Source organism: Sulfurimonas sp. (assembly GCF_026991475.1).
In the GTDB taxonomy this organism is placed as follows: Bacteria; Campylobacterota; Campylobacteria; order Campylobacterales; family Sulfurimonadaceae; genus Sulfurimonas.
Window position 1 is genome coordinate 1 of sequence record NZ_JALXBK010000114.1, and the last position, 3,205, is coordinate 3,205.

The following is a 3,205-nucleotide window of genomic DNA, read 5'->3' on the forward strand; positions in this document are numbered from 1 at the left end:
TATGACACTTTTTAAACAGATGGCTATGGGGCTTTCTCTTATGATTATACTCATTTTAGGTTCTGTTATGATTATTAACTATGAAACGACTAAGAGCGATATGCTAGAGAGTCTGTATCAAACAACTGTTAACAATATATCTTCACTTACAAGTAAACTTGCCAAGACAGAAGGGGAACCTGTTCTTATTAGAAGTGTTGTTGATTCTGAATTTGACAGTGGATACTATAAAAGTATAGAGTTTATTTCTAATGATGGAAGTTTTCATTATAAGCAAGAAGATGAAGAACATATAGAGGGGATTCCTTCTTGGTTTATAACTTTTGTTAATATCCATCTCAAGCCTGTAAAGACAGATGTGACTTTAGGCTGGAGTGTTATAGGTGAACTTACAGTTAAAGCCGATACGGGTATTGTATATCAAACTCTTTATCAGACATTTCAGAAATTGTGTTATCTTTTTATTGTTTTTGTTGTTATTTCATTGCTCGCATTAAATATTATGCTGCATTTTATTTTGAAGCCACTTAATCGTATTAAGTATCAAGCAGAGGCTATTTTAAACAATGAATTTGTTATAGAAAAAAGTGAACCATACACTACAGAGTTCAAAGAGGTCTCCAATGCCATGAATGCCATGGTAAAAAAAGTTGAAGAGATTTTTAATCAGGCAAATGAAGCTGTAAAACACAACAAAGAGTTGCTCTATTTTGATTCGGTTACGAAGCTTTTTAATCGTCGTTATCTGATGCTTAAACTTCCAGAGATGCTTCAGCTTGAGACGAGATATGATGGGGGTAGTATTGTTTTGGTGGCTTTAAATGGGGCGGAACTTTTAAACAAACATCTTGGACGTAAAGCGACAGATGAATTTTTTTGTGAGTTAGCACATATATTTATGCACAGGAGCCAAAGCCTAGAAGAAAAAATAATTGCCCGTGTCAATGGAACAGAATTTGTACTAATGCTTCCTAATTGTGATTCAGCTGTTTCTGCAGCTATTTCACGTGGCATTTTAGATGAGTTTTCTACTCTTGTGAAAAAGTATGCAATTGATATTGAAGAAGTTTATATTAGTATTGGAGTTTATCGCTATAGAACTTCTGTAAGTGTGAGCGATCTTCTTACTCGAGTTGATGATGCACTAACAAAAGCTAAAGTTGCTGAGAGAGAAAAGATTTACATAGATGAAGAGAAAGATATTAAAAATGCATTGCCTAAAGAGGAATGGAGAAAAATCCTTGAAGAGTCTATAGAAAAAAATTACTTTCGTATGAAATTTTGGCCAGTTATTGATACTAGAACAAAAGAACCTAATCATAAAGTGATGACATTTATGATGGATGCAGGGGAGAGAGGAGAGTTCTCTTATGGAGAGTTTATTGCTCCGGCAATAAATCTTGAGTTTGTTGGGAAAATATATTTGGTCGTATTGCGACAATTACTTACTCAAAGGCATGCAGAGCTCTCAGGAGGTATCTGTTCTATCCGCCTTTCAAATGAGTTTCTAAAAGACTTTGGTGCTTTTGAAGAGCTCTCCAAGCTTCTTGATATGTATGCTAAAAAACTTGACTTTAAACTCTTTTTTGAAGTTTCTGACACTTTTGCAGTTCACAATAGGGCTACTCTAAAAAGTTTTGTGGATCTTTTTAAAAAGTATAAGTATGGTTTTGGCATAAATGCTTTTATGGGAGAGTCAAATGACTTTATTTACCTCAAAGAACTTAATCCTGAGTTTATTAAAGCAGATGTGAGCTTTTTACTTGATCAAACACAAGAGTCTATGAACTATTTGAATGTAATTACAAAGTCACTTGGCATAGAGATAGTAGCAACTTATGTAAAAGATGAACAAGAGCTTGAAGCTCTGAAAAATCTTTATGTATACAAGGTGCAGGGACCTGTTACGGATGTGATTTAACTCTCTAGTAATGAAATCTACATTGTGCTATAACTATGAGGCCGTCTATTATTTTATAGACTAATCTATGTTCTGCTGTTATTCTTCTTGAAAAATATCCTTGATAGTTCTCTTTGAGTCTTTCAGGCTTACCTAGGCCATTGGAATCATTTGGATTTCGTTTAATGTCTGCTAGCAAAAGGTTGATACGTTTAACTATTTTTTTATCGTTTACTACCCAATATTGATAATCTTCCCATCCTCTGTCTGCAAACCCTACAATCATATATTGATATCTCGTTTGGTAAATTGTAAATTTTCTATTTGATCAATAGCATCATTTAACCTATCTCGATTCTTTTTTGAAGATAGAAGGTACATTGTTTCTTTCATGCCACTATACTCTTCATATGAGATTAAAATTGCAGTTTTATCATCTTTTGTGGTGATAATATACTCATCAAAATCATCACAAACTTTATTGATAATCTCTCTTAAATTGTTTCTAGCTTGTGAATAAAATACAGCCTGCATCTATGCGCTCCTTTTGACAATATATTGTCATTTTAGCATATTGTTAATTATATGTCAAAATTTTCAATGTTTGTCATTGACGCAATTTAATTTCTCTTAAAATCATCATCCACCCTAACAATATCATCTTCCCCAGTATACTCACCAACCTGATAGAGAGACGATGAAGGTCTCCCATCTTGATGTATGTTGATTCATTTGGTCTTACAAGTTTTGTAGTATCACCTACTGTTACTGTTGCTGTTCCACTTACTACTATCCAGTGTTCATTTCGGGACTGTTCAAAAATCTGTGTCAATCGGGTAAAATAACAAATACCCAAGGAAAGACACATGAAGATAGAAGTAGATGTTGAGCAATTTGCTCAAGATATTAAAGCAGGTAAAGGAATTGGTGGTGCTGATGGAGCACTTAGTTCCCTTATCAAACAACTCACAGAAGCTGCACTTGCAGCAGAGATAGACTCACACTTAGCACAAGACCTCAATAAAAACCGTAAAAATGGCTACGCTACCAAGACTATGAAAAGTGATCATGGTAAATTTGAACTCGATGTTCCAAGAGATCGAAACGGTAGTTTCGAGCCTCAAATAGTCAAGAAAAATCAAACAACCATGACAGATGAGATAGAAAAAAAGATGCTCTCGAGACATATCCTAAAAGTTGTGTCTAACAGTAACACCTAACTAATTTTTCTCCTCATAAAATTTAAGATTGAATATTTGATTTAGTTCATAAAGTTTAGATTTTATCATCGGAACAGGTTTTTTC

The 3,205-nt window shown here is 33.9% G+C and carries 3 protein-coding genes and 2 pseudogenes; 2 read left to right on the top strand and 3 right to left on the bottom strand.

The window, feature by feature from the left end; genetic code table 11:
• A partial coding sequence (locus MV589_RS09835; RefSeq protein ID WP_297434402.1) for a bifunctional diguanylate cyclase/phosphodiesterase occupies positions 1 to 1,921 on the top strand: 1,921 nt, incomplete at its 5' end.
• A 4-nt stretch (positions 1,922 to 1,925) separates the two neighbouring features.
• On the opposite strand, the gene MV589_RS09840 is transcribed toward MV589_RS09835, so the two are convergent.
• The 3 genes and pseudogenes from MV589_RS09840 to MV589_RS09850 form a co-directional block, all read right to left on the bottom strand.
• Complete coding sequence (locus tag MV589_RS09840) at positions 1,926 to 2,186, bottom strand: Txe/YoeB family addiction module toxin (protein ID WP_297434404.1); 261 nt, start codon at positions 2,184 to 2,186, stop codon at positions 1,926 to 1,928.
• On the bottom strand, positions 2,183 to 2,434 hold the full coding sequence (locus MV589_RS09845) for a type II toxin-antitoxin system Phd/YefM family antitoxin (RefSeq protein WP_297434406.1): 252 nt from the start codon (positions 2,432 to 2,434) through the stop codon (positions 2,183 to 2,185). The genes MV589_RS09840 and MV589_RS09845 overlap by 4 nt, the downstream gene beginning before the upstream one ends.
• An 86-nt stretch (positions 2,435 to 2,520) precedes the next feature.
• Positions 2,521 to 2,708: pseudogene (locus MV589_RS09850) on the bottom strand (cupin domain-containing protein); the annotation flags it as partial.
• Between the two features lie 58 nt (positions 2,709 to 2,766).
• Here MV589_RS09850 and MV589_RS09855 point away from each other — a divergent pair.
• Positions 2,767 to 3,081: pseudogene (locus MV589_RS09855) on the top strand (transposase); the annotation flags it as partial.
• Positions 3,082 to 3,205 lie beyond the last annotated feature (124 nt).

Coding starts and splice junctions, on each gene's coding strand:
- MV589_RS09840 (WP_297434404.1), bottom strand. CDS start 2,186: ATGATTGTAGGGTTTGCAGACAGAGGATGGGAAGATTATCAATATTGG.
- MV589_RS09845 (WP_297434406.1), bottom strand. CDS start 2,434: ATGCAGGCTGTATTTTATTCACAAGCTAGAAACAATTTAAGAGAGATT.